Raw genomic sequence first — 26,644 nt, forward strand, 5'->3', positions numbered from 1 at the left:
AATTTAACGAAGAATCAAATCGAAACCCAACATTCAAATTTATGAATTTAAACTTACATAACAGGTATGGAGAGAACCGCCATGCTTTTTACAAATTTCTGCTGGTGATGAAGATTACTACATTTTTTCTGATAATGGCCATAATGCAGGTAAGTGCGGGTACGTTCGCACAAAAGATAACCCTCAATAAAGTAAATGCACCGTTGTCGTTAATTATTAATGAAATCAGAGCGCAGAGCAATTACGATTTTTTTTATAATAAGAAGGTCTTAAAAGAAGCTAAATCGCTTAGTATACATGTAAAGGATGCAACTCTTGAAGAGGTGTTGAAAATCTGTCTCAAAGATCAATCTCTTGAATATCAGATCACGGATAAAACCGTGCTGATCAAAGAAAAAGAAAAGAAATTTGACTTACTCAATCCCTTTGGTCTGCTTTCTGAAAGAATAACAGGTAAAGTAGTGGATGAAAAGGGTTTGCCTGTGCCAGGGGCAAGTGTGGTTGAAAAAGGCACGAAGAATGTAACCCACACCGATGGTGATGGTGGGTTTGTTATTCATGTAAAAGATCGTGCTTCTATTTTAGTGATTTCTTTTGTAGGTTTTCAAAACAGGGAAATATCAGCAGGAGACGTTAAAAATGGCTCTATAATGCTTACTGTTTCTCAGGAAAGCTTAAACGAAGTAGTGGTTACAGCTTATGGTAAAGTTAAAAAAAGCAGTCTTACCGATGCTGTGCAGACCATCAGTGGAGAGAATCTTGAAAACAGACCAATCCGAACCGTTACAGATGGATTGATCGGACTGGCGCCTGGATTAAATATCAGGATGTCAAGTGGTGCGCCAGAAACTACCCCGTCGATCAATATCCGTGGTTTTACTTCTATCAATAGCAGTGCCGCGCCGCTTATATTGGTTGATGGAGTAGAAAGACCTATTCAGGATGTTAATCCTAATGATGTGGAGAGTATTTCGTTGTTAAAGGATGGTGCATCAACGGCCATTTACGGTTCGCGCGCGCCGTATGGGGTAATCCTCATTATAACTAAAAGTGGCAAATCAGGCAAAGCATCGGTCAACTATTCTGAGAACACAAAAATTGGCGTTATGGTACTTGCGCCAACCCAGCCAAATTCTCCGGATTGGGCACGCTATATCAATATCGCTCAACGGAACGGACAACCCAATGGAACGGGAACAGACGGTGTAGATCCAATTACAATAGCCAGGATGCAGGCTTGGTTAAACAAAGACTGGAGCAATCCTGCTTTTGACGATCTAAGAACTCAATTCGGAGATAAAGCACAATCATATATTGAAAACGGACAGTTTCCAACCACCAATGCCGGCTTTAAGAACTGGACAAGAGAGCAGTCTTTTGCGACTACAAAGCTTTATGATACCTATTTTAACAATTACGATGTCAGTCAGCAGCATAACCTGAATATTAGTGGCGGCAGCGACAAGATCCGTTATTTTTCGAGCTTTGGTTATAATAATACTAAAGGTCTTTTAAAGGGTGATTTAAATTATGCCAGACGATATAATTTTCAAACCAAGTTAGACTACACAGCTACAGATTGGTTGAGTTTCAGAACGGATGTTAATTATGTAAGACAGGTTAATCAAGGCCCGAATTATCTATCTGGAGGCGGTTCGATTGCGAATTATGATACCATCTTTGGCAGTATGATGCAGTACTTTGCTACGCCGCTTAAAGTACCTTCAGGCAATCAATATTCCTGGATATTGGGTGCTGCAGGTATTCTGGGCGATGGGGGATTGATCACCAACTCCAGAAATGAAATTGTATTGAACGGTGGAGCTACCTTAAAGCCTTTTAAAGACTTTGAGATCAATGCAGACTATTCAAGAAGACAAAGCTATACGGAGTATACAAAAACAGATAAAATTGTTTATACGGAACTACCTGACGGTACCAAAATCCAAAACAATCGTTCGGCCAATGTAAGCAGCATCACAAAAACAGATGGCATACAGGAGTACCAGATGGCAAAAATTAGTGCGCAATATAAGCGGACATTTGGGGAGAAGCATAATTTATTTGCTCAATTTGGGGCACAGTCTGAGGAAAATAACTATAGGTCTCTAACAGGCAGCAAAACAGACCTGTTTGCACAGGATTTGATTCCTGCGCTTAGTGCTGCAGCGAACAACCCGCAGGCAAGTGATCAATTATACTCCTGGAGTACTTTGGGTTACTATGGAGTTATTACCTATGATTATATGGAGAAATATATGGTCAAGTTTGCCGGTCGAGGAGATGCGAGTTCACGCTTTGCACCAGAATCCCGCTGGAGTTTCTTCCCTTCGGTATCCGGTGCCTGGAATGCGGCCAAAGAAAATTTCTGGCCATTGAAAAATCTGATCTCAGAATTTAAACCCCGGGTTTCCTGGTCAACCTCTGGTGATTTAGCTTCGAATGGTGCTAGCAACTATTACACTTACATCTCTACACTTGCAATGTCGGTGAATAAAAATCTGCTGTTAGGAGGAGGTTATTCTAATGTGGCCACAGCACCCGGTTTGGTTAGTTCAGACCTCACCTGGGCGAAACCCACCGTTTTAAATATAGGTATAGATGTTTCTGCATTTAAAAGAAGGCTAAATCTGTCTTATGAATGGTACCAACGTACCGTAAAGGATCAGGTAGGTCCTGTTGATCCGCTTCCGCTGGTATTGGGAACTACAGCGCCGCCAAGAAACAATTCTGTTTCTGAAACACGGGGATGGGAGCTTTCAGTTGGTTGGAATGACAAGGTTCAGGTCGCAAGGAAACCACTGAATTATTCCTTAAAAATTAACATGAGCGATTACATTGGATACGTTACAGAGTATTATGCGAACAAATTAGGTTCGGTATCTGGAACCTGGACACCAGGTGAGCAATTTGGTCAAAATTATGTGTATGATGTAGCAAGAATTGCTCAAAATACGGCTGACCTTAAAAAAGGAACATTACCATCAGGCTATAACTATCCAGGGTATATCATGTATAAGGACCTCAATGGTGATGGTTATATCAATTCAGGAACTGGTGATTTTTGGTATAGCCGTGGTGATCTGGATAAAGCCGGGTTTAGTTATCCCCGCAAATCTTATTCAATCATGCCATCGGTTTCCTGGAACAATTTTTCCTTCTCGGCAGTGCTGGAAGGTGTGCTGCAATGGCGTGTCTATAACAGTACAGAGTGGGTGTGGGGAACCAAAGCAGGTAGCGACCTTGCGTATTTTTACACACCAGCATTTGAAGAAAGTACTAAATTGGGTTATTGGAGTCCAGACAATACAAATGCTTTTTTTCCAGCTTTTAATACAGGACGTGGATCGGCAACGGATAGGTATATGTTAAATCTGGCTAATCTGAGGATCAGAAATGTTACGGTGGGTTATGACTTACCTCAATCGTGGTTAAAGAAAGCTAGAATTAAAAGAGCCAATGTGTATTTAAGCGGAGAAAACTTAGGGTTTATCTATTCGAAATCTTTTATTAAATACGATCCGGAACTATTAAGCAGCGGTGTTAACGGTTATCCTCCATTGCGTTACTACTCCCTTGGATTGAATATCAACTTATAAACTCATTGATCACTTTATACAATAATATAAACGAGATGAAAGCTTACATCAGTAAATCGAGCAAGGTTATATTGGCACTTTTTGTGTTGATGAACCTGGCTGCTTGTAAAAAGGATTTTTTGGATAAAAACCCCCTAGATGCGGTAAACCCGGAAAATTTCTTTAAAAAGGCATCCGATCTTCAAATATTTGTCAATGGATTCTATGGCCGTTTGGCTCCTCAATACAATACACAAAATGGAACGGGTACAACATCTGGCGGAAACAGTAATGTGGCTTTAGATGCCAATACGGATATGATGATTATACAGACAACTGTAACGAGTAGTTTGTACAGATGGGATGCTGTTTCAGTTGCGGGCTCATCAAATGACAGTTGGACTGGAGGCTATTCCAACATCAGATCAGATAACTATTTTCTGCACTATGCTAACCTGAACGCCGAAAAAACAGATGCAGCCACCCATTACATTGGAGAAGGATATTTCTTCAGGGCATGGGACTACTTCAGCATGCTGAAAACTTTCGGGGGAGTACCCATTATAACTGAGGCACTTGATGATAGTGATCTGTCAAAACTTTTAATGCCCAGAGCATCAAGGTATGAGGTTGCTAAACAAATTATAGCAGATCTGGACCTGGCCATAGCAAAGTTAAACTGGAAAGGTGAAGGTCAGGGTGCTATTGCTGGTAGAGTGAATAAAGAAGCTGCCCTTACTCTGAAAGCGAGAGTAGCACTGTACGAAGGCTCCTGGGAATATTACCACGGTAAAAAAGGGACTCCTTATGCGATGCCAGGTAAAGATGGTATGGAATTTCTGGCAATGATAGAACCAACAGTATCACAGCTGATCAGCAGGTATGGTGCAAAAATATATACCGCTGGTGGCGACAAAACGATGGCCTATAATCAATTATTTGCCCAAAAGAATGCATCAAATGTTGATGGTGTATTTCTTTATAAAGTGTACGATGCCTCTTTGCTGACACTCAGCAATAACTTCTTTTTCAAAATCCTTGATTCCGGCCCATCTATTACCGATCACTTGATAGATGTCTATCTAAATAACGACGGTACGCCACAAGTATCTTCCGGATCTTATATTAGTACGCTGAATCAACTCAGCACGACTTTAGATCCCCGGTTCAGGCAAACGGTGTGGACTCCAGACAGAGGTCCGCTGAATCAATTGCCTGGACGTGGTGGCGATGGCGATCCATTTAGATATCCAATTATCGCCTCTCAGGCTCCTTATACGAGTATTGGTTTTACTTCTACTGGATACAGGAACTTTAAAGGGGCTGTTTTTGCACAAGAAGCAACAAAAGGGGAGACTGATGACGTTTTGATGCGGTATGAAGAAAGCCTGCTGGCACTTGCAGAGGCTAAGGCCATATTGGGAACAATCAACCAGGCCGATATTGACAAGACGGTAAATGTAATCAGAAGCCGTGTAGGGATGACGCCTTTGAATATGAACGCTATCCCGGCTGGAACGTATCGGGAAGATCTTGGATTTGATCCAGGTTCAACCCCTGTTCTGAATGAAGTAAGAAGGGAGAGAACCGTAGAGTTTGCCCTGGAAGGCTTTCGTTTGGATGATTTGAAAAGATGGGCTGTATATGAAAAAGTAATCAATGGCTATCAGCCAAAAGGTGCACTATTACAAGAATCCCTTGATTATTTCAATCGCTCAGCTAGTCAGGTTGCTCTGGACAAGGGCTCTGACCCAACCTTATATAGTCAAATCAGAAAAGATGGCTATGTGAAGAACGAATTTAATCTGGTTACAGGCAATAACGTAGACAGATTTGTAAATGGAAGAATAAACCCCTGGTTTAAAATAGCTGATTTCAAAGCAGGGGGCAGAGGTCTCTATATCAATCCGGGAAGAGACTATTTAAGTTTCGTTCCATTACAGCAAATCAAGCTTTATCAAGCCAACAATGCGACACTAAGCCAAAATCCCGGATGGAATTAATCCTATCAAATTTTATTCATTAAATTATAAATTATGAAACATAAAAAGATATTATATGCGCTGACCTTATTTGTCCTGGTGGCATTCTCTTCTTGTATGAAACCCAGGGTAGAGTTGAATGATGGTGCATGGGGTGATAACGCTTATATTACTGGTGTAAATTTGTTTACTTTAGTAGAAGTCAAAAATCAGCTGGGCTACAATGAACCTGTAACAGGCTATCAAGACGTTGGCGTAACGCTAACTTCAAATGTTCTTGACAAAAGCAAGGCCTCTGTAACGATTGTTGCCGTAAAGGGAACAGATCTGACAAAAATGGGTATCCGATTTACCCACTCGGCAAAGAAAATAGAACCCCTGAACGGCGCACCTACTGCTGGTATTGTTTCCGATTTCTCGAAAGGTCCGTTTGTGTATAGGGCATACTCTGCAGATGGTACTACAAGAGATTGGACTATTTATATTTCGGTAGCACCTTAAACAGGTATACCTAACCTAACAAAGAGGTGTTTACAAAATGTGATCACCTCTTTGTTGTCGTTTTATCTGTTTCCCCTCAATGGTCAATTTTATTTTTATAAACAATGAAGACATTCAATAGAAGAGAATTTATAAGCGGCATGCTTGCCACAGGTATTGTTTTACAAATTCCAGGTACGGTTATGGCCATGTTTCCCGAAAAGGCCAAGGCGATAAAAGCTGGCCTGATTACCGATTTACACCAGGATGTGATTCATAATGGTGCTGAAAGATTACAGATTTTTTTAAGTCATATGAAAAAAGTCAATCCTGATTTTATCATGCAAATGGGTGATTTTGCTTACCCTAATGATAAAAATAAAGCACTCATTGATGAATTCAATAACGCGCATCCTGTTGCGCTTCATGTAATTGGTAATCACGATACGGATTCTGGACATACCAAGGAGCAGTGTCTGCGTTACTGGAAAATGCCGGCAAGATATTATACCAAAGAAATAAACGGTGTGTGTTTCATCATTTTAGATGGGAACGATAAAGGTTCGCCTACTCACAAAGGTGGGTACCCGTCTTATATTAATGATGAGCAAAAAATATGGTTGCAACAGCAACTGAAGCAAATAAATAAGCCTATTGTTATTGTTTGTCATCAGCCGCTTGCTGGTGCTCTTGCAGTAGATAATGCTGCGGAAATACAGGATATTCTAAGTGCTGCTTCTGATAAAATATTACTGGCTATAAATGGTCATACGCATATTGATTGCCAGTTGCTGATTAAGGGGATCAATTATGTTCACATTAACTCGGCTTCTTATTTTTGGGTTGGAAGTAAGTATAAGCATGATAGCTATTCGGAGGAAATTCATACTTCCCACCCATGGATATCTAGCACTTGCCCATATCAGGATGCTTTGTTTACTACTTTAACTATTGATCCTTCGTTCGGCACTATCCATATTGAAGGCCGAAAAAGTAATTGGGTAGGGCAATCGCCTGAACAGTTGAATTATGTTGATGCAACGGGAATATCTGCTGGTAAAGAAATTGTACCGTTTATAAGTAAGCGGAAGATTGTTGTTAAATCGTAAAAATAGGTTTGTGAAAATATGTTTTACCGGGCTCTCTGATCCTTACAGGTTCTGAGGTTCGCCCGGTAAAACATATTTCTTGGGTGCAGACTGGATTTGGTGGAGACTGGGTTTTTTATTGCTATAATATAGTGTCATCATTAGACAATATAGTTGTAATTACTTGGTGCTTTATCCTATAAATTGGCCTTACAAATATAACCCGAAAATTACAACCATGCTTGACGAAAAAGCCGTTGCACTAGCGGATAGCACGTAAAGTGCCGATTGGCAATGATAGGTCTTTGAACAGCGTTCGCTGCAAAGCAGAAGCTAAAATCTAATCGTCAATTATCAGGAAATATAGCATGTTATTATATCAGAAACTTTCAGATAAAGAATTGATTACCGCCCTGAAAAATGGTGAGCAAATGGCTTTGAAACAAATTATAGAACGTTATTGGCAGCGCTTGATCGCGGTAGCAATGAATCGTCTTAATGTGTTGGAAGAAGCCGAAGAATGTGTACAGGATGTATTTTATAACTTATGGAAAAAAAGAGAGACAATTGAACTGAAATATACGCTTGGTACCTATCTTTCCGTAGCTATAAAATACCAGGTACTTAACCTCCTTGATAAGAAATACCGCAGGATCAAAACAACGGACGTAAGTGAAGATACCATCGAGAATGCGGTTGGCTATATGGATGATCATCTGCTGGAAAAGGAATTGTTCAGACAGCTGGAAAGTACTATTAAGCAACTGCCTGAAAAATGTCAGATTGTTTATAGACTGAGCCGTGAAGGAGGTAAAACAAATAAACAGATTGCAACTGAACTTCATATTTCGGAAAAAACAGTAGAAGCGCATCTAACAAAGGCACTGAAAGACATTAGAGGTCAGTTGACCTTGAATAACTTGCTCTTTCTTATTCTATTGCTGAACCATCTCCAGCGTAAATTATAAAATATCTAAAAAAATATTAGTCACGACTAAGGGTAACTGAATTATTTTCTGGCTATGCAGAAAATAAGAGGTAAAAATGGAAAATAAAAACCCGGTAGACTATATCAAAACACTTGCGCATAAATGGCGCAGTGGTCAGATCAGTCAACAGGAAATGCAGGAACTGAATACCTGGTATGAGCAGCACCGGGATGAGTTCGTTGAATTGTCAGGAGAATATAAAGATCAGCCTGATCTGATAAAAGCGAGGATCGAAAAACAAGTATTTGACAGAATTAATAGGGAAAAACCAGAATCTGGAAAAAAAAATAATCTGTGGTCAAAAATAGCAGTTGCTGCATCGATAATTTTGATAGCCGGTGCAGGGCTATTTTACAATAAGTATAACAGAAGGCAGGAGGTTGCTAAAGTTAATTCCAGTAACACTATTGTTCCCGGCAAGCATGGGGCAACGTTAATGCTGGCAAATGGAAAGAAAATCCGTTTATCTGATGCGGTTAACGGAGAACTCGCTAAAGAATCCGGAGTAACCATTTCGAAAACGGCAAACGGCCAGATTACTTATGAAATCAAACAGCCTCTGGATGCAGCCGACAGAGAAGGGCAAGTAAATACTTTGTCGACCGCAAAGGGAGAAACCTACGGAATAAAACTTCCGGATGGTTCTGTAGTGATCTTAAACGCAGCCTCAAGCATCACTTACGCAACCAATATTACTGCACTTAAAGAACGTAGAGTCAAACTCCGGGGGGAGGCATATTTTGAAGTAGCAAAAGATAAAATACATCCATTTATTGTCGAAACAGAACAACAACAAGTGGCGGTTTTAGGTACACATTTTAATGTTATGGCCTATGAAGATGAGGAAGCCATCAAAACAACCTTGCTTGAAGGCGCAGTAAAAATATCTGCCCATGGAGAATATCAAATCATGAAGCCTGGTCAACAAGCACAAGTTAACCCGTCTGGAATAAAACTATTGGATAATGTAGACCTGGAAGAGATCATAGCATGGAAAAATGGTGATTTCAAATTCAATGACAATTTGGAAAATATTATGGCCAAAATTGCCCGTTGGTACAATGTAGAAATTATCTATCAAAATAAATTTGCGCCCGACCTGACCTTTTCCGGAAAAATTTCAAGGTCGAGGCACATTTCATGCATTTTGAAAATGCTGGAGTATAATGGAGATGTACACTTTAAAATAGAAGGGAGGAAGATTATTGTAACAAAATAGACCTGCACAACCTACAAACGGTAATCTGAAAAATGGTTAAAGATGCGCTAACATCTTTAACCTGATATTGAGTTTACCCTTCCGGAAATCCGGAATAAAAAATGACTTGAACCATTTAGACCTAAACCCAACAATTCAAATTTATGGATTTAAACTTACAATTAAGGTATGCCCGTTATCGTCATACCTGGAATAAAATTTTGCTGGCTATGAAATTAACTGTTTTATTGCTAACTGCAGTAATTATGCAGGTAAGTGCAAATAGTTTTGCGCAAAAAATTACCATTAACAAAACCGAAGTTTCCTTGCATCAAATCATAGAAGAGATAAGAATGCAAAGCGGATATGATTTTTTATACAATAACAAACTTCTAAAACACGCTAAACCAGTAACTATTAATGTTAGAGATGCCAGTATAGAAGAGGTTCTGGAAATCTCCTTTGCAAACCAGCCCATCACTTATAAACTAGAAGCTAAAGCCGTTTGGCTGAAGGAAAAATTGCAAAAGTTGCAGCCGGCCACTTTAGTTAATGCTGTTAAATGTGAAGTATTAGATAAAGACGGTAATCCATTGCCAGGCGTTAATATAAAGGTGGAAAGTACAAATAATGGAGGCTTGACGGATAATAAAGGTAACTTTTTATTGAAAAATGTTAAAGCTGGTGATGTCATCATCATCTCTATGATGGGCTATGTGCCGCAAAGAATTACGTTAAATTCTCAGACAGAACTGAGCATCACTTTACTGGAAGATACACAGGGATTAAACGAGGTTGTTGTTGTGGGGTTAGGTACTCAGAAGAAAGCGAGTGTAATTGGAGCAATTTCTTCCATTTCTACTAAAGAATTAAAACAAAGTCCTGTTGCCAATATCTCAAATGCACTGGCCGGAAGGTTACCAGGTCTGGTTGCCATACAAAGAAGTGGAGCACCGGGCGTAAATGGTAACGATGCTGCCCAACTTTACATCAGGGGTATTGCCTCTCTAAACAATTCGAGCCCTTTAATTGTGGTCGATGGCGTTGAGGGTCGAACGATAAATGATATAGATGCAAACGATGTGGAAAGTGTTAGTATTCTAAAGGATGCTACAGCTACGGCCATCTACGGGATGCGTGGTGCTAATGGTGTTGTATTAATTACCAGCAGAAGGGGATCATCAGCAAAAGCACCTAGTATTAACTTTACATCGCAATTCGGTTTTCAAACCCCTACGCGGATACCGGAGACGGTCAACTCTTATGAATATGCCTTGTTGTACAATCAGGCAAATAAAAATAATGGAACGCCCTTAACCTATACCCAACAACAACTTGACGGTTATAAGAACCACACGGATCCCTATTTATACCCGGATAATAATTTTGCAGACCTTTTATTAAAAAAGAGGTCATTGATGAACAGGCAAAATCTGACTATTACCGGAGGATCAAATTTTGCACGCTTTTTTGTTTCGGCAGGATACCTTTCACAACAGGGTATTTATAAAAAATTCGATACGCCTTATCCATCCGATCAAGTGTTTAGGCGTTATAATTTCAGGGCTAATGTAGATATTGATGTTACAAAAACAACCCTGGTGCGTTTGGATTTATCCGGCAGTTTTGGCTCTCTTAACAGACCTGCCTATCCAAATGAACCATTTTTTTCGATAGTTAGATTTGCACCAAATGCATTTCCTATAAAAAACCCTAACGGAACCTGGGGTGGTTACCCAACAGTAAAGAATAATCCGGTTGCTGAGCTGGCAGATGTGGGTTATGTGATTAATTATGCGGGCAGACAACAAGGGACATTTATGCTTACACAGAAACTGGATGCACTAACTAAAGGCTTATCGGCTACCATGTCCCTTTCGTACGATGCCAATTATGCACAGGATCAAACCCGGTCCAAAAGTTATGATGCATTCCAATACAATGCAAATGGCTCCTATACACGTATCAATACTGCAACTAAATTAGGTGCGGTGAGCGGTGCTTACGGCCTGAGCCGATTTTCAACTTACCGGGCAAATTTAGGCTATGACAGGTCATTTGGAGACCACAATGTAACCAGCACGATTTTTTACAGCCAGCAAAAATCATTTAGTAACGTAGCAATAGCCTCTGGTTTACAAGGATTGCAAGGTCGTACCACCTATAATTACAAGAATAAGTATTTTGCCGAAGCTACTTACGCTTACAATGGTTCTGAAAATTTTGCTCCCGGCAAGCGCTTTGGATTCTTTCCTGCAGGTGCAATTGGCTGGATCGTGAGCAGCGAGGATTTTTTTACAGACAGAGTTAAATTCATCTCCTTCTTAAAACTTAGGGGTTCGTTTGGTATTGTCGGTAATGACAGCTACAGCAGCAGATTTTTATATAACGGTTATTACTCTGACGGTACCGGAACCACTTTCGGAAACCCTCCGGCGGGCGTAGGCGGATTGCAGGAAACATTTATTGGCAATAGTGACATTACCTGGGAGAAAGGATACAAAAGGAATATTGGTATTGAATCAAAATGGTTTAATAACATGTTTAGTTTTAATCTCGATTTGTTTCAGGAAAACAGAAAAAATATCTTAGTAGCACCTTTGGCACCTGGCTTAGCCGGTTTCCCTACAACTGCTCCAATCAACAAAGGCGAAGTTGTAAATAAAGGTATTGAAGCAGAACTTGGTATACGTGAGAATTTTGGGGGAGTACAAGTTAATGTATTGGCCAATATTGGTTTTAACAGAAATAAAGTACTGGACAACAACCAGGCTGTACCCAAATATGCCTATCAATCGGGTATAGGACAAAGGGTAGGGCAAACCTTTGGTTTGATTGCCGAAGGCTTTTTCCAGAATCAGCAGGAAATTAACACTAGCCCCGTTCAAACATTTACCAACCGTGTAATTCCGGGAGATTTAAAATATAAAGATATAAATGGCGATGGACGGATCGATGATTTTGACAGGGTTCCTATTGGCTATAGTTCTGTGCCGGAAATACAATATGGAACTACGCTAAACTTATCTTATAAAAATTTCGATATAAGCGTACTGTTTCAAGGTTCTGCCAACTCATCTGCTTATTTTGATTCATTTGGTTATACGCCATTTTTTAGCCAGGGTACCGTTTTAAAAGCATTTTTAGGAAGCTGGACTCCGGAAACGGCTTCTACAGCCACTTATCCAAGAATTGATATTGGTTCTAATCCTAATAACAGCCGGATCTCCACTTTCACTTTGCAAAATGGAAACTACCTGAGGTTAAAGAATGTTGAAATAGGCTATTCTTTTTCTCAGGCTTTTCTTAAAAGAATTGGCTTACAAAGTGTGCGGGTGTTTGCGAATGGTCAAAATCTTCATACATGGTCTAAAATTACTCTTACAGATCCTGAATATGGAAGCGGAAGCATTGGCAGTACTTATCCACAACAAAAGGTGTACAATTTTGGGTTATCTCTTAATTTTTAATATAAAAGAATTTAGTTCAAATGAAGAATTATATAATTATAGCTTTATTGCTATCGACAATAAGTTTCAGCTCCTGTAAAAAATACCTGGATCTTGCTCCAAATGAAAATATTACCGAAGATCAGGTGTTTAGTACCGTGATACAATCTGAAAGCTTTGTAAACAATATTTATAGTGTATTGCCCACCGTTCAAACCAGGGGTGGGGATGGTTTTACCTCAATTGACTGTCTAAGTGATGAGGCCGCCCCTACATTCTGGAATAACGGGATGGCTTTTAACAGAGGTGGCTATTCGCAGTCTTCCAATCCAATAGGTAATATCTGGGCCAATAGTTATTGGGGTATTAGAAAGGCAAACATTTTACTGGAAAGACTTCCGGGCGTACCGACAACAAGTAATGATGAAATACAAACTAAAACAAGACTAAGAGGTGAAGCATTATTTTGCAGGGCATTTCTTTATTTTGATATACTGAAATTTTACGGTGCATTTCCAATTGTGGATAAGCGTGTACCAATAAATGACCCATTTCAGCAAAAACGAAATGCCTATGACGAGTGTGTGGCATTTATGGTCAAAGATTTGGACGAGGCCGCAGGTATTTTACCTTTATCCTATTCTGCAGGTCTGCTTGGACGAGCGACAAAAGGCATGTGCCTGGCGTTAAAATCCAGACTATTATTATATGCTGCCAGCCCGCTGAATACCGCCGATAATTCAGCCAAGTGGCAACAGGCAGCCAATGCTGCAAAAGCAGTGATTGATCTCAATCAATATACGTTATATAACGTTAAATCAAATAAGAGCGATAATTATAAAGATGTATTTACTGTATATGCCAATTCTGAGATTATTTGGTTTAGAGATCTTGGAAATAATAAAAACTTTGAACAAGCCTTTTATCCTCCCGGCATGTCGGGATGGGCAAATGCTGTTCCAACACAAAATTTAGTAGACGAATACCAGATGGCCAACGGGAAAGATATATCAGACCCAAGCTCTGGTTACGATCCTGCGCATCCTTACCTTAACAGAGAGCCTAGATTTTATGCAACAATTTGGTATAATGGAAGTGTGATCAGAGATTACACCGTAGCGGCAAAAACAGGAGGACTTGATGGGATTAATGGCGCCAATGTGAATACGACTACAGGGTATTACACTGCAAAGTTTTGTGACGGGTCAGTTAGTCTTACTTCTGGGGCCGGAAGACAAATCATGAGCATCTGGTTTAGGATAGGGGAGATGTATTTAAACTATGCTGAAGCTGCAAATGAAGCGAATAGCTCTCCTGCAGCAGATCCAAGAATTTATACGTATATGAATTTAATAAGAAACCGGGCCGGGCTCCCGAACTTAACTGAGGGGCTTACAAAAGACCAGATGCGTGTTGCGATCAGAAGAGAGCGGAGGGTTGAGTTATGCTTTGAAGAACATCGCTTTTTTGACGACAGAAGATGGAAATTAAGATCAAGTTCGCCTATTTTTGCTTTTAGATGGGATGCTGCCGGGGCAACTTATACGAGGGAACAGGTAGAGAACAGGCCTTTTGATCAAAAAATGTGGTATATGCCGATCCCTCAGACAGAACTTGATATTTTGCGTAGTGTGACGCAAAGTCCGGGTTGGTAATTCATTAAGTCTGTTTGTGAAAATATGTTTTACCGGGCTCTCTGAACCTTGCAGGTTCTGAGGTTCGCCGGGTAAAACATATTTTCTTGGGCGCAGACCGGGTTCAGAGTCGCTATAATATACTGTCATCATTAGACAATATGATTGCAGTTAATTGATGCTTTATCGTATAAATTGGTTGCGAATATAACATGAACGTACACACACATTAATGAAAATCATATATAACGCATTAGCGATACTCACGCTTGCATCTGGCACCGTGAAAGCCCAGGTCCAAAAGATAAACTTTACTACGGCTGATCATCAAACTTTGAAGATCAACCGCATTTCACCATCCGCCTCCAAACAGCCCAATAAAATTTCTTTGGATGGAACATGGCAATTTTCACCAGATATCAACTCCTTACCAGCCAATAAAAATATACAGGTACCCGGAGAATGGGCAATGCAGGGTTTCGAAGTTAAGAAGGAGACTTTTGCAGGATACCAAAGAACTTTTAATATTCCGGAAAACTGGAAAAATACCAGGGTTAAGCTTCGTTTCGATGCTGTTTATAGCGAGGCAGAAATTTGGGTAAATGGTAAAAAGGCCGCCGAACATTTGGGTGGATTTACACCCTTTGAAGTAGACATCAACAATTTTATTAAATGGGATGGGGCCAATGAATTGCTGGTCAAAGTAAAATCTGAGAGTAAGGCTGACTCTTTGGCCAGTGCCTCAGTTTATGCAGCCCACAATCTTGGCGGTATTCCACGTAAAGTATATTTAATGGGTATAGCTCCTGTAAATTTTGCTTATGCTGATGTCAAAACCTTTTTTGACAAGAGCTATGAAAATGCCAGCTTAAGCGCTGATGTTATTGTTGCCAATGAGCAGGACAGAAAAGCAGGTAGCCTTAATGTAATGGCTCAGCTCTTTAAGGCCGATGGTACGACTAAAGTAGGCGAAAAGACAGTCCATATCGATAAAGACCTTGGCAAAGGGGAGTTGTTTCAGCAAAATATTAGTTTTGATGTGGTTAAGCCAGCAAAGTGGGACCCTGAGCACCCTAATTTGTACGTGGTTAAGCTGAGTATAAAGCAAGGCGACAAGTTAGAAGATGTGGTCACTAAAAGCATAGGTTTCCGTCAGGTAGAAGTAAGGGGGAATCAGGTTTTTGTTAACAATATGCCCATTAAGTTACGTGGAGTTTGCCGTCATGAGGTGATGCCTTTGCGTGGACGTTCGGTAAACGATAACATGTGGGAAAAAGATGTGAAACTGTTTATCGAAGGCAATGTAAATTACATTCGTACCTCACATTATCCACCGGGTGAAGAACTGATTGATGCTTGTAACCGTTTGGGAATGTTTTTAGAAGTTGAAGCCCCTTTCTGCTGGGCACATAATACACCGGTAAACCTCGGTACCGAAATTGCACAAACCGTACTGGTTGACCAAACGATAGATATGATCACCTATTTCAGATCTAATCCATCGGTCATTATCTGGTCGGTAGGTAACGAAAGCCTAAAATATAAGGAGTATTTTAAGGAGACGGCCAAGTTGGTCAAAATTTACGATCCAACCCGCCCTCGTAATTTTAGTCAATGGGGTCCTGATGCTGATGAGGGCGATCTTGAAATTACGAACCACCACTATCCAGGCCCAACCGGACCAGCAAAGTATGCCAATTATAAACGTCCCATCGTTTTTGATGAGTATGTACATTTAAATGCCTATAACCGGCAGGAACTGGTCACCGATCCTGGTGTCCGCGATGCCTGGGGAATTGGTTTTGCTGCGATGTGGGAAGACATGTATAAAACTGATGCTGTTCTGGGCGGTGCTATATGGGCAGGCATCGATGATACTTTTTTCTTGCCGAATGGGAAAACTGTAGGATATGGAACCTGGGGGCCAATTGATGGCTGGCGAAGAGAAAAACCAGAGTATTGGCATATGAAAAAAGCCTATTCGCCAGTTAAAATCAAGTTGATCAGCAACTGGAATAATGGAAAGGTAGCTCTTGAAATGGAAAATAGGTTACTCTTCAGTAACCTAAACGAATGCCGGATAGAGTGGAGTATTGCGGGTGAAAGTGGCCGTATCCTTACTGATCTGAAACGAAATGGGAAAAGCACAACTACGATCGCCATAGGTAAACAACCCCTGGCATCAGATCAACTGATGGTTAAAGTTTACGATCCTCGTGGCGTGTTAATTGATATTTACCAGTTTACCGTTGTGCCAACTATCGATCAAATACAACCTGAGCCTAAAACAATAGAGCAGTTGTGGAGCTACACAAAGAATGGCAATAGGTTAATTGCTAAAAACGGTAATATTAGCGTTCATTTTAATTTAACCAGTGGTGATATAGAAGAGGTATCCAAAAACGAGACCTCCATTTGGACTGAAGGTCCAAGGTTAATGGTATTGCCTTTAAACGGCGAAGGGAATGGTGTACAAATGGTTGGTGATGGTAAAAAGATTGAGCCCTTTACTGATGTATGTAAAAACAGGATAGTGAAAGGAATTAAACTTGATCAGGGCAAAAATGAGTTCTGTGTAAGTATAAATGACAGCTACAGTGAGGCTGCAGGGACAACGAGTTACAGATTTCTGGCAAATGGTACCGTTCGCATTGAATATAAATACACCTTAAAAGAAAATATTAATCCACGACAATGGGGATTGGTTTTCGGTCTGCCTCTCCGTTTTCAAGAGATGAGCTGGACAAGAAATGCGCTTTGGAATTATTATCCGGCAGATCATATTGGTCGAATTACGGGTAAGGCAAAGCTGGTGTCTGATACTGAAATTTCGGGTCCTGCAGGGCCATCTGTTTTGCCTGTTACCTCCTGGAGTTTAGACAGGAACGAGCTGGGAACAAATGATTTCCGGTCTACAAAAATGTATGTCAACAATGCGCAGTTAAGCAATGGTACTTCCGCTTTCGACTTTTTAGCTAATGGAACTCAGCACATCAGGGCCTGGCAGAATGGACAGGGAATTAAAGTTTTGTTAGCGGCTTACAGTAATATGGGGTCTGAAAAGTTTTTTAGAGATCACGCGGAAAAAATGGACCGTCCTTTAAAGGTTGGAGATGTGATCGCGGATAGTATCAGTATTAAGTTGAAATAGTGCTAGAAAAAATATGTTTTACCGGGCTCTCTGAGCCTTACAGGCTCTGAGGTTCGCCCGGTAAAACATATTTTCTTGGGTGCAGACCGGGGAGAGTGGAGACTGGACTGAGTTCATAAATAAGATGCAGCTGATCCTTTTTTGTTTTGAATGCTTATATTCAGGGATTGAAACGTTATTGCGTTTGGTATGAATATAAAATTATGATATGAAGAAATCCTTTGCTGTTAAGACCTCCATCTATTTGTTTGCTTTGATATTTATTTGCCCTATCAGTAAGGCACAGATTAAACCAGCGATTATTCCAGAACCGGTTTCGTTGGTTCAAGGTAAAGGTAGGTTTGTAATTGATGATCAGACTTCTTTAATCATTCCGTCTGGTAATTCTGAACTTACTGTGCTGGGTAACCGTGCTAATGAATGGTTTAATGTGTTAACGGGCCTTACTTTGCCTGTAAAGAACAAAACAACTGGGGCTGGGCGCTCTATCAGGTTGTTGTTGAATCCGGCATTGAACAATCCTGGTAATGATGAGGGCTATGAATTATCTATTACGGAACATGAAGTGAAACTGCAGGCACGTAAAATGGCTGGTTTATTTTATGGTTTACAAACGATGCGGCAATTGCTTCAGCTTTCGGCTGAAAGTAAGGAGCAGCAGCGTAGCTTACCTGTAGTTGAAATTGTTGATTATCCCCGTTTGAAATGGCGTGGACTGATGCTGGATGTAAGCCGTCATTTCTTTTCGAAAGACTTTGTGAAAAAATATATTGATGATATGGCGCGCTATAAATTCAATGTTTTTCACTGGCATTTAACAGATGACCAGGGATGGCGCATAGAAATAAAATCTCTGCCCCGCTTAACAGAAGTGGGTGCCTGGAGAGTTCCAAGGACAGGGCAGTGGTGGTCTTATACTCCCCCTCAAAAAGATGAAAAGGCCTCTTATGGAGGATACTATACGCAACAGGATATTAAGGAAGTTATTGCCTACGCAGCTGAAAGACATATCACCATTGTGCCGGAAATTGATGTTCCTGGCCATTCGCTGGCAGCTATAGCAGCCTATCCGTATTTGTCTGCAACGGGATACAATTATGCAGTAAATCCAGGGAGTAAATTCTATAATATTGATGACAATACTTTAAATCCTGCAGACGAGCGGGTATATGTCTTTCTGGATAAAGTTTTTACGGAGGTGGCGGCTTTGTTTCCTGGAGAATATATCCACATTGGTGGTGATGAGTGTACCAAAAACTTCTGGCAACAGTCGGCGGTGGTACAAGATTTTATGAAACAACAGGGGGTAAAGACGGAACACGAACTGCAGAGTTATTTTATCAAAAGGGTAGAAAAAATCCTGAAGAAAAAGAAGAAAAAAATAATCGGATGGAATGAAATTCTGGAGGGTGGCCTGGCTCCCGAAGCCACAGTGATGAGCTGGCAGGGGATGCAAGGCGGGATAGAAGCTGCGAAACAAGGACATCAGGTTATTTTTACGCCCAGCAGCAATACGTATTTGGATCTTTACCAGGGCGATCCATTGCTGGAACCCGATACCTACGATATGCTGCGTTTAAAATCAGCTTATCAATGGAACCCTGTTCCTGCTGGGATAGATAGTACTTATGTTTTGGGAGGACAAGGAAATTTATGGTCGGAATCTGTGCCTACCGGGCGTCACGCCGAATATATGACATGGCCACGATCTCTGGCACTATCTGAGGTTTTTTGGTCACCAACTGGAAAACAAAACTGGGCCGATTTTCAAACAAAGTTAACGCCCCAGTTTAAGATTCTGGATGCTGCGCAAATCAATTATTCCAGAGCCGCATTTGATGTGCTTGCCACTGCAAAATTCGATCAGGAAAAACAATTATTGGTTTCTCTCAGCACGGATGTGGACAGTCTGGATATTTACTATACCCTGGACAATACCAACCCCGATCCATCGAGTGCGCAATATAATGGAACGCCGATCGTCATTCCCAAAGGTATTTACCAGATAAGAGCACAATCATTTAAAGGAAATACTGCTGCGGGAAAATTATTGATTGCTCCATGTGGAGAATTAGAAAAAAGGACCAGGTAATGGGATGTTAGGCATTCGGTTTTCTATGTAGTTTGTCAATTTTCTTTTGTAGCATAGCTTTTTCTGTGCTGGTTTTACACAAGTGGTGTGCCTTTTTGAAACATTCCTTGGCCATGTCCATGTCGTCAGTTTGGGTATACAGCTCTGCCATAAGAACAAGATAAAAATGGTTTGTATTCAAATCTAGCTTTTTGGCTTCTTCTATAGCGGGTAAATTTCCATGAACTTTTGAGAACGCCCAGATCCTGTTTAAGGCCACTATTGGTGAATTGCTAGCTAAACATAAAACATCATATAATTTCAAAATGCTCATCCATTTGTCGGGATGGTTATGATCAACGGTGTGCCAATAGGCAATACTCGCTTCCAGGTAAAATGTAGATGTTATTTCCCATTTAGATGCCTGCTGTAAATAATAAAACCCTTTTTCTATAAATTCCTTGTCCCAAAGGGTTCTGTCCTGGTCGTCATATAATACCATGTTTCCGCTTTCTGATTGTCGTGCTTCCAAACGTGAAGCCTGAAAGCACATTAAGGACATTAAAGCATTTGAGGTGTGATTGTTGGTTTTGCGGTTATCCAAGAGTAAATAAGCCAGATTTAGAGCCTCCACACAAAGCTCCTTCCGAACAATGGAATTGTTGCTTTCAGAATAATAACCTTCACTGAACAAAAGATATAGGGTTTGGATAACGGTGTTTAATCGCTCATTGATTTCATCATCATTGGGCATTTCCATTTGAATCTTTTGGGAACAGAGTTTCTCTTTTGCTCTCTGCAATCTCTTGTGAATCGTTTCTTTGTTCGATAAAAATGCGTCTGCAATTTCATTTAATCCAAATCCGCAGAGAATGCGCAATGCCAAACAAATTTGTGCCTCTGCTGAAATAGACGGATGGCATAAGGCAAAAAGCATTTGAAGTTGACTGTCAGAAATGTTTTTATCTGAAAAATCAACTTGGATTTCATTTAACTGGCTGTTATCCGCTAATTGTTCAGAGGCTATTTTGTTGAATGTATGGTTTCGGGCAAGATGATTTTTTAACTTGTTTTTTGCTACGGTATAAAGCCAGGCCGTTGGATTTGCGGGTTTCCTCTTGTAGGCCCAAGTATCAATTGCCGCCAAAAAAGTTTCGCTTACGATATCTTCTGCTGTTTCAATATATTCCAGACCAAATGACCTGGTCAGAACAGATACCATTTTACTGTATTCTGTCTTAAATAAATGTGGAATTATATCGCTTTCATTCATTTTTTTCTAAAGTTCCCGATTTTTCGGGAACTTTATTTTTTTAATGTTTTACGATTTGACGTACTTCTACGGTATTGCCTTCGCCTTGTAAAATGGGAGCGCCTTTTGCAAATTCTGCGGCTTCGTCTGCAGATTCTGCTTTTACAATAATATAGCCGCCAAGCGTTTCTTTAATGTCGCCAAAGGGTCCGTTTGTAATAATTTTTTTGTGATTAACTACTTTGGCATCGTCAAATAACAGACCGGTGCCACTTACAAATTTGTTTTGTTCTACAATGCTGTTTACCCAATCCATTTGTTGTTTCATCCATTGCTGAATTTGCTCCGGCGAAACCTTTCCGTTTACGTTTTCGTGTCTGAAAAGAAGAATGTACTCTTTCATTTTTGTTGATTTTAATTGTTATTGAATATTAAACTATACCCCAATAACAATCTGATTTCATTGAAAGGGACAATCAAAGATCAAATATTATAAGTAAACAACCGTAAATATCTTACTGCCCGTAGTCCTTTGCTCTAATTGTCCGATCAGGCATGTGATAGACCAAATAATAGAATACCCCAAAGCGCAAAAAATATTAAACCAGTATATAATTCCCAACGTCTGCTTTTTAAATCTTTTGTAATAAACGCTCTATAGAATATATAGACGAGGAAAGCAATAACAAAACCAGGTATCATAAAAACTTGCATAGCTTTATTTTTTAGTTATTTAAATTTAAGCAATTGGATTAGAATAATCACTGTATAGCGACAAAAAGCGATTTTTTAATTCATTTTATTAATTAGCTCATGCAATAAAAAGGCATTTCCAACGCTATACTTGAAATATGAATCTACCACTGCGCATCAATTTTGATGAAAAGGACTATACCTACATGATCATCACCAAAGGAATAACAAAAGAAACCAATGCCATTCAGATTAATATGAATGGCATGGATTATCAACTTGTTTGCAACGCCAAAGGGGAGTGGGATGCCGTTGATGCGACTGTAAGCGATCATCCCGGGTTACTTAAAGCGATAGGAAGAAACATCAAACTTCGATACCGATTGTAAAAAGGTGTAAAGCTGTTGGCTATAAGAGGTCTATCCCTCCGCTATCCTCTTTCGGGTATTTTAAACCTTAAACTTAGCCAATACTGGATGTTCATAAGGGCAAGCAAGCCAAGGTAAATTCTTGAAGACGTAGTTAACATCAGCGCCCAGGGTACTCCATTCCAATGAAGTATATATTTGGAGTTGATCTGGCTGGTGAGCAAACCAGAAAGCACGATGGTAATGTTAAAAAAACAGCTTATTGCCGGCCGCATGGAGAAATTAAATAAGGCTTAATATCAAAGTATTCCATAGGCAATGCTTTTGCTGTAGCGAACAAAATACCCGTTGGAGCATATGAAAAGCAGTAGCTTTCCAAATTCCAACGGGTATTATTGTTTAAATCTCAGGCCAAAGCCTTACTTTTTCAAACAGATGATCTGTTCTTTGTAACTGTTGTTATCTGTTGATTGGCTATTGTAAATGGTCTTTTCAATGGCAGTTAATGAAATCTTTCCGCATGGTGATGCTGTTCCAACCGTGCTGAAACTAAAAATGTTGGAGGTATTGGAACTTCCATTAATCGCTCCGCCGAAACTACTGGCCAATGAATAGCTTAGCAAATGAGCATCGTTAACTGAGAAGGTACCTTTGATGTCGTCACCAACTTTGTAGTGGGTACAATCGCCCAGGTCATCGATATGAAGTGTGATGTCGGGCGCAATATTGTCCATCTGAATATATTTGGTGAATACACCGGGTACACCTGCTATATCAAGTTCTATTTTGAGCAGGTCGTTGGTGCCAGGGCTCCATCTGGCCAGTATGTTGTCTGTGTTTTTATCGAAAGCCTGGTAGTTATAGTAGAAAGTAAACGGATCGGCTTGTACATTGGTGTATTGCACATAAGGTGGGGCCATTAACCAACCTACAATAATGAAGTCGTTGCTGATGTAATAGCTGGCCAGGGTATTCATATTCGTCACTTTAATTCTATACTGATGGCCTGGGAAGGATGGTCCTTGTATCACCACCACACCGCCAAATGGGCTATGATCATGTACTGCGATTTTGTTTAGGGCAAATTTTGCACCTGGAATGGTTAGACCGTCTGTATTGCTGATCTTATCTACCGGAATGCCCCCAAGAATATTGAAGATAGGTTTCAAAGTCCCTGTTCCAACACCCGGTTTGATTTGGATATAGGTATCCATCCGGTTGCCCCAATATTCCAGTTTATCTGCATCATGTACCGATGGAGCCACTGCCCAGGAGAGCACAGCGCGTATTTTAACCACTTCCGGATTGCTGCAATTTTTTCTGATCTTATTGAAATCGTATGGAAGGACAGCAGCATAGGACAAGCCTTCTTTTGGAATGTCGTTGATATCGTGAACATTTACAGTGGTGGTACCTACATATTCCCATTTGCAATTGTTGCCCCAGTCTGCCCAGAAGGCAACATATTCCAGGCTTCCTTTGCTGCAAAGATCGCCGGAATAGCCTGCAGGTTTTTTAATGCGGAAGGTGGCTACAAATTGTTCAAGATTGTAATCCAGTCCAATACCTTCCATTTGCTCGTAACTTACATTTGCGTTTGTTTTCTCTAGTTCGGCCAGGATGGCACTGAAGTCAATTTTTAGTTTGTCCCATTGGGAAAGGTCTTGATTGATGGTGACCTGGCTATAGCTATTTAGGGTAGAGAGAACGTGGGGTAAGCCATATCTTGCTGCTGTTATGGTTCTGTTGTCTTTGTACAGATCAGCCAGTGCGTGGAGATCTAAAGCTGCTGGATGGAGTTCTGCTTTGGATTGCTCCAGGGCAAGTTCTCCTCCGGGAATCAGTTTGGCTACATCGGCGAGTTTAAGCATAGGATGCTGCAGGGCCAGTTCGATCAGCTTGGATAGGTTTGGGGTTTGGAGTACGATTTCTTTGATCGGTTTGATTTGGATATGGTCGTCGAAGGTGTTGCCCCAGGTGGAACTGTAGTTTGGCGTATGGGCTGGAGGAATAATGTTCCACTCCAGGATGGCTCTTACTTTTGGCAATACGTGTGTTTTGCAGCCATGGGATTTTGGGGTTATTTTTAAGGATACGGAATAGTTTAGGGGTTTTTCGGGATGTTTCTGGCAGTCTGTTCCGGTTGGGATGTCGTGTTCATTTACAGCTGAATAGCCTTGATCTTCCCAGCCTTGCCCGTAATCGAGGTAGAAACGTACAAAGGCGTAGGAGCCATCGGTACAGAGGTTTCCGTTGTAGCCGTAGGGTCTTTTTACCGCGAGGATGGCTTCCAGGATCTGGAAATCCGGGTTGTAGCCTACTTTGAGGATTTCTTCGTAGTAGGTGTTTCCGGAATAGCTTGCAATGCTTTTCTGGATTTGGTTGAAGGATTTTAGTGCAATAGGATGACTGGAGGCGTGCAGGGCACGGAAGTCACTTCTGAGGTTTTGCAATTTTTGTTCGTTGTCTTTCATGGTTGTAGCTTTTATGTTTATTGATGTCAAAGCTAGTAAGGATAATTGCTTAATAATGTAGTACTTACACTGGAATGCAATAGGTATAAATACGTGAATTTTTTTTGAAGTACTGAAGAAAATTCTGTACAGCTGCACCAAGGCTAACGATATCAGGTGCGCGAAGAGCGCACAGATCTCTGAGGCCTTTCTGCAGTGTACGAGAATTTTCTGTAGCAAATTGCAGAGGGGAGGGAGCCGGGGCTAGATAGGTGGAGTTTATAGAAAGGCGGAATGGAGGGGTGAAAAGCGTGGGCAGAAGTAAGGTGAACAACGTGGTATTGAAATTGCTGCGACTTAAGTCTTGACTACTTCAGTTGAGCACTGTAATATCACTTATTATTTAATGTTTTCTCTCTTTACTATTTCTTCAATCTTAGGAAGCTCTTTTTTGTATTTTTCTAAATCCCATCCTTTGCTGTATTCCTGCATTGGTGGCATCCCCATTGTTTCACGTCTTTTATCTAGGTTGTCGACGTCAATTACAGGATAAATGTATTTGTTTCCTGTTTCTTTATCTGTGAATCCCTGACTGCCATAAATCTGTTTTTTACCGGTGCGCATACAGATCCTGTCCTCAAAAATAGCAAGGTTACTGGAAAGCGTTTCCCCATTTTTTTCGGCAGCTCTGATCATTGGCAGGTAATACTCCTGAGTTTTTAGGTCAGCGTGCTGTATCACCAAGAACAAAGCCTGACTAGCTTGTACTCCCACTTTCTGGGGGCCCAACCAGCCATGTTTTTTTATAATTGCATTTACCTTCTGTAGGTTTTGTACATCTATACTGCGCATATTGCTGTTCAGACTATCCAAGAGTGCAGTGCTTTCGTTGCGCTGTTTAGCTTTTATATAGGCTATCCTGGTTGACTGGTCTTTGTTGTAAATGGAATCTAAAGTAGCCATCAGGGAAGTGTCGAATTTCGAACTATCAATGTTGAATGATGTTACCTGCGCCTGGGCGAGATGGCTGCCAGAAAGTGCAACGAAAGTTAAAAACAGGAAATGTCTCATATTCTAAAGATACATTTTTAAACGAAACTATCATACTCTGATTTCTAATCACTTAGGTGTTTTATAGATCAAAATAGAACTCAACCAGTTTAATTTCAGATCAATTGACTTACTGGCTTCTAAACTTGGACTAAGCCGAAGAACTACAGTACGTGAATTGGAGAAGCTCAAAAGACAAAATAAAATTTCAAGAATCGGATCTGATAAAAAAGGGCGCTTGCAAATAAATAACGATAACACCAAATCAAAGCGAATTGGCTTTATCCTTTGCTTGCTTGCCGGTATTGTTCGGGTGATAAATGCATGATCTTTTTGAAAAGCTTTGAAAAGTGGTAAGGATCGTGATATCCAACTTTTAATGCCACTTCGTAGATTTTCATATTGGTAAGGTCAAGTAACTTACAGCCATGTTGTATTTTGAGGTGAATGAAATAATCGACGGGGGAATAACCGGTTTCTTTTTTAAAGAGATTTGAAAATTGTGAAGGGGAGTAATTGAATGTTGAAGCGAGGTCTTTTAAAGCAAATTGTTCAGCGATATGGGTTCTCATGAAATGTATAACTTTATTGGTAAGGCTAATGACTTCTTTTTTGTTTTCTTGCAGCCGATAGAGCAGTAAGGCCAATATATGTTGAAGTGTCATATTAGCATAGGTGATGTGTTGAAGACTGTAGCCATTTTCGAGTGTTGAATAGATGTCGTCAAAGAGGCGGCCTATTTCCTGGGTACTATTGGTATACATTGGCTTATAGCATTTTCTTACTGCCGGTTGCAGATTAAGCTTGTTTACATTATTTCCGCCTATGCGAATCCAGATGATGCTCCAGGAGTCGGTCTGGTCAGCTTCATATTTATGCCATTGATTTGGCGGTAAAATAAAGAACTGGCCTGGGAGAACATCGAAACTTCCGGCTTTGGTTTGGTATTTACCTTTGCCATCTACGCATAATATAATAATCATTTCCGGGCAGCCATTTTCTCTATGGGTGTAGTGTGTTTCTGCAGCCGGATAAAACCCAAGATCAGTAATATACATCGCGTTTAATATGGTGTTGTTTAGAACCCTGGAGCGGAGTACTTCCCGGGGTATCACGATCAGTTTCCTGCCTTTACCTTGCCAGTAATTTGTTCCTTCTTTAGTCATTTTTTTTGTTCACCTGCAACTCGTTTGATCAACCGTGGTAAG

Annotated in this window: 16 protein-coding genes; 11 read left to right on the forward strand and 5 right to left on the reverse strand. The window is 40.4% G+C overall.

The window, feature by feature from the left end:
- Positions 1-41: 41 nt before the first annotated feature.
- The 10 genes from R2S08_RS15480 to R2S08_RS15525 all read left to right on the forward strand — a co-directional run bounded on the left by R2S08_RS15480 (position 42) and on the right by R2S08_RS15525 (position 19,641).
- Positions 42-3,599: a SusC/RagA family TonB-linked outer membrane protein gene (locus R2S08_RS15480; RefSeq protein ID WP_316835996.1), complete on the forward strand. Its 3,558-nt coding sequence runs from the start codon at positions 42-44 to the stop codon at positions 3,597-3,599.
- 35 nt (positions 3,600-3,634) lie between these two features.
- Positions 3,635-5,581, forward strand: coding sequence for a RagB/SusD family nutrient uptake outer membrane protein (locus tag R2S08_RS15485; RefSeq protein ID WP_316835997.1), 1,947 nt, complete (start codon positions 3,635-3,637; stop codon positions 5,579-5,581).
- 33 nt (positions 5,582-5,614) lie between these two features.
- The gene (locus R2S08_RS15490; RefSeq protein ID WP_133779666.1) at positions 5,615-6,061 is read left to right on the forward strand and encodes a DUF5018-related domain-containing protein; all 447 of its coding nucleotides are present in this window, start codon (positions 5,615-5,617) and stop codon (positions 6,059-6,061) included.
- A gap of 104 nt (positions 6,062-6,165) precedes the next feature.
- Complete coding sequence (locus tag R2S08_RS15495; protein ID WP_316835998.1) at positions 6,166-7,149, forward strand: metallophosphoesterase family protein; 984 nt, start codon at positions 6,166-6,168, stop codon at positions 7,147-7,149.
- A gap of 347 nt (positions 7,150-7,496) precedes the next feature.
- Positions 7,497-8,096, forward strand: a complete 600-nt coding sequence (locus R2S08_RS15500; RefSeq protein WP_316835999.1) for an RNA polymerase sigma-70 factor — start codon at positions 7,497-7,499, stop codon at positions 8,094-8,096.
- 76 nt (positions 8,097-8,172) lie between these two features.
- The gene (locus tag R2S08_RS15505; RefSeq protein WP_316836000.1) at positions 8,173-9,336 is read left to right on the forward strand and encodes a FecR family protein; all 1,164 of its coding nucleotides are present in this window, start codon (positions 8,173-8,175) and stop codon (positions 9,334-9,336) included.
- A 143-nt stretch (positions 9,337-9,479) separates the two neighbouring features.
- Positions 9,480-12,785 carry a TonB-dependent receptor gene (locus R2S08_RS15510; protein ID WP_316836001.1) on the forward strand — a complete coding sequence of 1,102 codons (3,306 nt, stop codon included), beginning with the start codon at positions 9,480-9,482 and terminating at the stop codon, positions 12,783-12,785.
- A 20-nt stretch (positions 12,786-12,805) separates the two neighbouring features.
- Positions 12,806-14,419, forward strand: a complete 1,614-nt coding sequence (locus tag R2S08_RS15515) for a RagB/SusD family nutrient uptake outer membrane protein (protein ID WP_316836002.1) — start codon at positions 12,806-12,808, stop codon at positions 14,417-14,419.
- A 211-nt stretch (positions 14,420-14,630) separates the two neighbouring features.
- Positions 14,631-17,549 carry a glycoside hydrolase family 2 protein gene (locus tag R2S08_RS15520; protein WP_316836003.1) on the forward strand — a complete coding sequence of 973 codons (2,919 nt, stop codon included), beginning with the start codon at positions 14,631-14,633 and terminating at the stop codon, positions 17,547-17,549.
- Positions 17,550-17,757: 208 nt separating this feature from the next.
- The gene (locus R2S08_RS15525; RefSeq protein ID WP_316836004.1) at positions 17,758-19,641 is read left to right on the forward strand and encodes a beta-N-acetylhexosaminidase; all 1,884 of its coding nucleotides are present in this window, start codon (positions 17,758-17,760) and stop codon (positions 19,639-19,641) included.
- A gap of 7 nt (positions 19,642-19,648) precedes the next feature.
- Here the strand turns inward: R2S08_RS15525 and R2S08_RS15530 are convergent, their stop codons facing one another.
- Both R2S08_RS15530 and R2S08_RS15535 read right to left on the reverse strand, forming a co-directional pair.
- The gene (locus tag R2S08_RS15530) at positions 19,649-20,893 is read right to left on the reverse strand and encodes an RNA polymerase sigma factor (protein WP_316836005.1); all 1,245 of its coding nucleotides are present in this window, start codon (positions 20,891-20,893) and stop codon (positions 19,649-19,651) included.
- A gap of 40 nt (positions 20,894-20,933) precedes the next feature.
- Positions 20,934-21,275: a YciI family protein gene (locus tag R2S08_RS15535; RefSeq protein ID WP_316836006.1), complete on the reverse strand. Its 342-nt coding sequence runs from the start codon at positions 21,273-21,275 to the stop codon at positions 20,934-20,936.
- Positions 21,276-21,723: 448 nt separating this feature from the next.
- Here R2S08_RS15535 and R2S08_RS15540 point away from each other — a divergent pair, with 448 nt between their 5' ends.
- Positions 21,724-21,954, forward strand: a complete 231-nt coding sequence (locus tag R2S08_RS15540; protein WP_316836007.1) for a hypothetical protein — start codon at positions 21,724-21,726, stop codon at positions 21,952-21,954.
- A 398-nt stretch (positions 21,955-22,352) separates the two neighbouring features.
- On the opposite strand, the gene R2S08_RS15545 is transcribed toward R2S08_RS15540, so the two are convergent.
- The 3 genes from R2S08_RS15545 to R2S08_RS15555 all read right to left on the reverse strand — a co-directional run bounded on the left by R2S08_RS15545 (position 22,353) and on the right by R2S08_RS15555 (position 26,602).
- Positions 22,353-24,407, reverse strand: a complete 2,055-nt coding sequence (locus tag R2S08_RS15545; protein ID WP_316836008.1) for a hypothetical protein — start codon at positions 24,405-24,407, stop codon at positions 22,353-22,355.
- A gap of 378 nt (positions 24,408-24,785) precedes the next feature.
- On the reverse strand, positions 24,786-25,457 hold the full coding sequence (locus R2S08_RS15550; RefSeq protein WP_316836009.1) for a DUF6624 domain-containing protein: 672 nt from the start codon (positions 25,455-25,457) through the stop codon (positions 24,786-24,788).
- Positions 25,458-25,717: 260 nt separating this feature from the next.
- On the reverse strand, positions 25,718-26,602 hold the full coding sequence (locus R2S08_RS15555; protein ID WP_316836010.1) for an AraC family transcriptional regulator: 885 nt from the start codon (positions 26,600-26,602) through the stop codon (positions 25,718-25,720).
- Positions 26,603-26,644: the final 42 nt, after the last annotated feature.

The organism is Pedobacter nutrimenti, assembly GCF_032678445.1.
In the GTDB taxonomy this organism is placed as follows: domain Bacteria; phylum Bacteroidota; class Bacteroidia; order Sphingobacteriales; family Sphingobacteriaceae; genus Pedobacter; species Pedobacter nutrimenti_A.

Excerpts from the sequence above, each read along its gene's own strand:
- R2S08_RS15520 (WP_316836003.1), top strand. The coding sequence starts at position 14,631 with ATGAAAATCATATATAACGCATTAGCGATACTCACGCTTGCATCTGGC.
- R2S08_RS15500 (WP_316835999.1), top strand. The coding sequence starts at position 7,497 with ATGTTATTATATCAGAAACTTTCAGATAAAGAATTGATTACCGCCCTG.
- R2S08_RS15540 (WP_316836007.1), top strand. The coding sequence starts at position 21,724 with ATGAATCTACCACTGCGCATCAATTTTGATGAAAAGGACTATACCTAC.
- R2S08_RS15495 (WP_316835998.1), top strand. The coding sequence starts at position 6,166 with ATGAAGACATTCAATAGAAGAGAATTTATAAGCGGCATGCTTGCCACA.
- R2S08_RS15525 (WP_316836004.1), top strand. The coding sequence starts at position 17,758 with ATGAAGAAATCCTTTGCTGTTAAGACCTCCATCTATTTGTTTGCTTTG.
- R2S08_RS15535 (WP_316836006.1), bottom strand. The coding sequence starts at position 21,275 with ATGAAAGAGTACATTCTTCTTTTCAGACACGAAAACGTAAACGGAAAG.
- R2S08_RS15555 (WP_316836010.1), bottom strand. The coding sequence starts at position 26,602 with ATGACTAAAGAAGGAACAAATTACTGGCAAGGTAAAGGCAGGAAACTG.
- R2S08_RS15550 (WP_316836009.1), bottom strand. The coding sequence starts at position 25,457 with ATGAGACATTTCCTGTTTTTAACTTTCGTTGCACTTTCTGGCAGCCAT.
- R2S08_RS15485 (WP_316835997.1), top strand. The coding sequence starts at position 3,635 with ATGAAAGCTTACATCAGTAAATCGAGCAAGGTTATATTGGCACTTTTT.
- R2S08_RS15510 (WP_316836001.1), top strand. The coding sequence starts at position 9,480 with ATGGATTTAAACTTACAATTAAGGTATGCCCGTTATCGTCATACCTGG.
- R2S08_RS15480 (WP_316835996.1), top strand. The coding sequence starts at position 42 with ATGAATTTAAACTTACATAACAGGTATGGAGAGAACCGCCATGCTTTT.
- R2S08_RS15515 (WP_316836002.1), top strand. The coding sequence starts at position 12,806 with ATGAAGAATTATATAATTATAGCTTTATTGCTATCGACAATAAGTTTC.
- R2S08_RS15545 (WP_316836008.1), bottom strand. The coding sequence starts at position 24,407 with ATGAAAGACAACGAACAAAAATTGCAAAACCTCAGAAGTGACTTCCGT.
- R2S08_RS15505 (WP_316836000.1), top strand. The coding sequence starts at position 8,173 with ATGGAAAATAAAAACCCGGTAGACTATATCAAAACACTTGCGCATAAA.
- R2S08_RS15490 (WP_133779666.1), top strand. The coding sequence starts at position 5,615 with ATGAAACATAAAAAGATATTATATGCGCTGACCTTATTTGTCCTGGTG.
- R2S08_RS15530 (WP_316836005.1), bottom strand. The coding sequence starts at position 20,893 with ATGAATGAAAGCGATATAATTCCACATTTATTTAAGACAGAATACAGT.